This window comes from Halobacillus sp. (assembly GCF_049282395.1).
GTDB lineage: Bacteria > Bacillota > Bacilli > Bacillales > Halobacillaceae > Halobacillus.
Map to the genome: position 1 here is coordinate 1 of NZ_JBAPTY010000240.1, position 5,023 is coordinate 5,023.

7 protein-coding genes are annotated in these 5,023 nt (G+C 40.2%); 1 reads left to right on the forward strand and 6 read right to left on the reverse strand.

Going from position 1 to position 5,023, the window contains the following annotated elements:
• Positions 1-174: 174 nt before the first annotated feature.
• The 4 genes from WAM07_RS10345 to WAM07_RS10360 all read right to left on the reverse strand — a co-directional run bounded on the left by WAM07_RS10345 (position 175) and on the right by WAM07_RS10360 (position 1,930).
• Positions 175-567: a TetR/AcrR family transcriptional regulator gene (locus WAM07_RS10345; RefSeq protein WP_422166601.1), complete on the reverse strand. Its 393-nt coding sequence runs from the start codon at positions 565-567 to the stop codon at positions 175-177.
• 42 nt (positions 568-609) lie between these two features.
• Positions 610-924, reverse strand: coding sequence for a DMT family transporter (locus WAM07_RS10350; protein ID WP_422166603.1), 315 nt, complete (start codon positions 922-924; stop codon positions 610-612).
• Complete coding sequence (locus WAM07_RS10355) at positions 924-1,265, reverse strand: DMT family transporter (protein WP_422166605.1); 342 nt, start codon at positions 1,263-1,265, stop codon at positions 924-926. The genes WAM07_RS10350 and WAM07_RS10355 overlap by 1 nt, the downstream gene beginning before the upstream one ends.
• A 227-nt stretch (positions 1,266-1,492) precedes the next feature.
• On the reverse strand, positions 1,493-1,930 hold the full coding sequence (locus WAM07_RS10360) for a cell wall hydrolase (RefSeq protein ID WP_422166607.1): 438 nt from the start codon (positions 1,928-1,930) through the stop codon (positions 1,493-1,495).
• 196 nt (positions 1,931-2,126) lie between these two features.
• On the opposite strand from WAM07_RS10360, the gene WAM07_RS10365 reads away from it, so the two are divergent.
• Positions 2,127-2,309, forward strand: coding sequence for a hypothetical protein (locus WAM07_RS10365; protein ID WP_422166609.1), 183 nt, complete (start codon positions 2,127-2,129; stop codon positions 2,307-2,309).
• 755 nt (positions 2,310-3,064) lie between these two features.
• Here WAM07_RS10365 and WAM07_RS10370 read toward each other — a convergent pair.
• Both WAM07_RS10370 and WAM07_RS10375 read right to left on the reverse strand, forming a co-directional pair.
• Positions 3,065-3,976 (reverse strand): DUF4367 domain-containing protein, encoded by a 912-nt coding sequence (locus WAM07_RS10370; protein WP_422166611.1) that lies wholly within the window; start codon positions 3,974-3,976, stop codon positions 3,065-3,067.
• 234 nt (positions 3,977-4,210) lie between these two features.
• Entirely contained in the window at positions 4,211-4,750 is a 540-nt protein-coding gene (locus WAM07_RS10375) for a 2'-5' RNA ligase family protein (RefSeq protein WP_422166613.1), read from the reverse strand.
• Between the last annotated feature and the right edge of the window lie 273 nt (positions 4,751-5,023).

A 5,023-nucleotide genomic window follows, 5' to 3' on the forward strand; every position in this document is an offset into this window, starting at 1 on the left:
CCAGTACAGATACCAGGAAGCCTCTACCCTTCTCTCCACACGGCCGGGACCACCGTAAAGCATTTCCACGTAAAGACTATCCAGCAAAGCCAGGTACGCTGATGCAGCCTGCTGTTTTCCGACCTCAGCATCAACTTCTCCTTTCTCTTTGCCGGAAGCTATAACCGGAAGCCATCATTCCTCTGACCTGTCCAGGTATTTATAGGTCAGGTGCATGACCTGATCGTTCAGGTGAACCGGCGGGTAGAACGCTGTACGGATCCAGAACTTGGTGGAGTGGTTTTTTTCGTAACGGGCGATACTTTGCAGAAGAAGCCCGTACAGAAAATCTTTTAAATGAAGGTCCTTATTCTGTTCAATATAATCCATGACAAACTTGATTTCGTGTTCATATGCATCCTGGCACAGGGCAAGGAAAAGGTCGTCTTTTCCTTTAAAATGAGTATAGATGGACTGTTTTTTAATCCCTACTTCCTCAGCTATCTCCGACATCGATGCCCCTTCATAACCATTTCGGGCGAAATTCTTCAGCGAAATTTCCTTAATTTGAACCGCAGTAATGCTCACCGGCTTCACCTTCCTATCATCATGATACTTCATACAGCTATTTTAATTAATCACTTTTAGTCCTATGGCAGCACTTATGACCATAGCCATAAATACAATTCTAAGCCAATGCCTGGATTCCTCAAAAAATAGGATGCCGACAAGGCCTGATCCTACCGTTCCGATTCCTGTCCATATTGCATAAGCGGTCCCCATCGGAAGAGACTGCATCGCAAAACTTAAGAAACTGAAACTGCTGATCATTCCAAGCACCAGTACGGCAAAGGATACCACATTCTTATGCCTGAGAATTAAATTCAGGCCGGTAACCCCTATGACTTCAGAGCATCCAGCTAGTAAAAGAAAGATCCATGCCATCAGGATGTCCTCCCTTCTGCTTCAGGTTCTCCAGTGACTAATTTAAGACCTATAACGCCAATTAATAGAATAAGAATCAGAAAAAGCTTTAACAACTTAACGGGCTCTCCGAATACCAGCATCTCCATAAATACAGTGCCGGTTGTACCAAGACCTGTAAAGACAGCATAAACCGTTCCAACAGCAAGCTTCTGCGTGGCCTTGATAATCAAGGCAAACGAAAGAAAAATAGCTATGCTGGTCGCTATCCACGTCATACTATTATAAGCATGCTTCAATCCCATAACCCAGCCTACCTCAAATAATGATCCAATCACTACGAACATCCATGAACGGTTCATATATATGACTCCTTTATTAATAATTTTCATACGATAATTTCAACCTTACGAACGGTCGTAAGGTAATCATAGCAATTGTAGGATGAAGCGTCAATCATAAGAGACTGCCAGTATTTTCTTTGCTGTTCTATTGATTTGAAACATTGACGTAAACGTTCTACTACGTAAAAAGGCGACTACTCTTATGAAGTAATCGCCTTTTTCAGGGAGGATTATTTTTAATGGTGTTAGGCATATATGCTGGCGCAAGTACCCGGTGCTGGTTCATAATAGCAATGATTTTTAAATTGCCCGGTAAAAGGTTCCCCGTACCACGTTGGAGGGCATGGACCATATGGATTAAAGTACCAGAGAGCATATTTGGCCGGATGCTGTCTCCAAAAATTCAAATTCCTTTTGGCTAATTTCTTTTCCACAGATCTTGCTCTTCTATAGAACAAATTACCCTTCTGAACCGCCTCAAAAGCATAATTGCCGCCTTGCACCTGATAAATAACCTGCGGAATGGATCGTACATCTGTAAAGTCTAAACAATCTGCCTGTGCCCGGTTAACAATGACGTTTCCGACATAAAGCATTCCTTGTTTCCCTTCACCTTCAGCTTCCGCCCTCATCATCCTGGCCATTAAAGCAACGTCTGAGTCCTTGTATTTTACTCTTGGCATTTTTTCACCCCAACATATTGTATGAAAAAAGCCTATATTGATGTCTAAATTCTCCATTTAAGTGCCAGTAAACTTTCCACGCTGCATGACCCATATATTCCCACCTCAGGTCTAACATTTATTGGAAACCTTATGAGTTTCATTCCCCCTCGAAAGGGAAGGAGAGTTTTATATTCTTTGTTCAGGAGGTGGTTGTATGAAACTCAGTCAACAGATTATTTTAGGAATGGCCATAGCGTTAGGATTATTTTTAGGATTTCAACTTGGCACTTTACTATCTGATCAGTTCTTAATCATCTGGGGCATTGCTTTGCTTGTGGGGCTTATCTTTCGATTCATAGCTCAATTTCTTTTAACTACTTTAAGTAATAAGAATTAATACATACTTACGCGAGGCACCCCATCCATTCAGGAGATCGGGAGTTAAGATGGATTCTTCCCCTCTTCCCTCCTCAAACTGGTGACCTCAATAAGAATTACCTTTGCTGATTATCTTTTTGATCCAAATAGACTTTTACAATGCCTATAAACAACAGACACACAAGTGAAATTAAAAAGAAAATAGAAGTAAGTAAAGTGGAAACATCCATTATAACCCTCCCCTCTGCCGAAGGACGCCCTGATATTTATTATGGATCTTCCGCCTCATTATACTTGTCCTCCTCATGCTTATGAATATCCTTAAGGTTCTCACGGAATTTTTCTAAGTGTAGTTGATAAAGCTATTAAAGAGTCACTTAATTGTAAAAAATAATAGAGTTACTGGTGCTAGGTCGTACGGAACGTTATTCTATTAAGGGGTGAGGTTATGGGTTTTTGGTATTTCTTAATATTATTTGCGGGCATATTTTTAGTTGTTAAAGGGCTGAGTAGGAATAAAGAAATTAGCTTAGTATTTATAGGATTCTTATGTATTGCGTTTTCAATTTTTATGTTTACTCCAGGAAGTGATGAAATCATTTCGGAATTATTTAATTTGGGTTAGAGTGTGGAATAGATATATGACTGATTACCTACTAGGTATTTTCATTAACGGTGCTAAAGTAAAAGAACAATTCTTCAACTAAAGAGGACTCCCAATTATTTGGAATTCCTCTTTTTTCTATATTTATCAACATTGAACTCTAACAGAGCCTATTTAAAAGACTCCGCTACTGTGATCAGGTCCTCTTCTGATAAATCTTTTACATTCCCTTTCAACTCATACGTGATCGATCCATCTTTCCAAATCAATCGTTGAATATCCCCTTTGTTTCCGGCATATTCTCCCGTTTGTTCTCCAACCGAAACCTCTTCCGTCTCCAAATCTTCGTAGGAAATATCGCCATCCTTAACCGTCATCAATTCCATCATTTCCTCCGTTTCAGCATGAAAGGTAAAGGTTAATAAGGTGTCCTTTTGGCCCATAGGTCCAGCTTCTATTTCAACACCATCCACTTCAAAAGGCATGACAGCCGGAAACTTAGGCTGATAAGCTTCATCTTCAGTACGACTTACCAGTCTGGAACGGTCGTATTCGAACAGTCCATCTTCCGTTTCAACTGCCGTATCGAAAGCGTGCAATAATGGTTGAGGGTCCATGTAATGAATTCGAGTGATTTTACCCTGTTCGTTCGTGTTCACTCTCCCACTAACCTTCGCGGATTGACCATTACTTACATCGATTTGAGTATTAAAATCATAAGCCGTTTCTTTGTCCTCACTCTGCTCAACGCTCATACTGCCAATATCCATCTTAACCTCATTTCCATACGCCTTCTGGTGAAAGCTGCTAACCAGATTAGTCTTCATCGCCTGGTCCATATACTTTTCCGTAAAGTAAGGTTCGAATTGGTCCATGTAGTAGTTAGAAATCTCTTCCTGATTATGATCTTCATAAAACTTGGTTAACTCTTGATCCGGTCCTGAGAATATTTGCTCCAGTACCTTTTTAACATCATCCTTTGCCGTACTTTGCTCTTTCGCATTCTCACCAGAGGACTGGGTAGATGTGCAGCCGGCAGCTATCAAGAGCGTTATAGCCATAAGTAGTAGTTTTTTGATCATCAAATAACCTCCAATTAAACTTCTTTACAATTTGTACGGTTACAACCTGTTAACCGTTTCAAAAATTGGAAATAAAATAGAAAATTAGTTTAAAAAATCTATTATCCTACTGTTGAAAGTTAATATTTATTAATATAATAAACTCTTAATTAAAAAAGTGGGCTCTCAGAACTTATATCAGCTTTTCCCAAATCAAACTGCACCGCTACTAAATCAGCGCTTCAGGACGGGTGCTCATGCTTTTGTATTCAAATAAATGTCTTCAAACGGCTCATAGCGATCCGCATGAGTCTTGCGTTCATAGATTCTTATAAATTCGACTTCAAACTGAGGAAAAGGAGATAGCTCTATGGAAGCCGCTTTTTCCATTTCTACCAGTTCCCGCTTCGAAAGACCGAATGCTTCTTTAGCCAAGGTTAGATGAGGAACAAAATCATCCAGCTCAAAATACTTCCTTACCTGTTCATCGGTTGGGGAGATTTCATGGACTATGTATTCATGAAGGCGGGCCAGATCTTCAGAATGAACGCTTAAGTATAAAACATGGTCTCCAAAATAAGCAGGTTCAGCTACTTGAATCGAAAAGGTACGCACATTTTCACAAACTTCTCTTACACGCTCTATCCAATTCCTGTCCGGTGATAATCCTCCCTGTGCTTTTAAAGTAATATGTGGTTCCACAATCGAATGGTCCATCCACTTCTCTCTATAATGTTCAACCCGCTCCATATAGGATTCGGGCGGTACAATCCCTATAAAATACTCTGCGCTCATGCTCCCACTCCCCTTTTATTGATCATATTCAATTGCATCATGCACCCCGTTGTAAGACACTTCCTCCTAACTGTTTTAAAAAAGTATAGATAAACTTCAGTTTTGATTTTAAGTTAAAGCCCCGTTCTGTAAGACTCAGTTTCGAGATAAATGGGTCCTTTACGTTAGATGGACAAGGGCTGGTGGGGAAATAACTCGTCTTGTTCCATCACCCAGACACTCGAGACATAAGCCGCTCATCAACGGATTGAAAAAACGCAATCCTTTTGATGG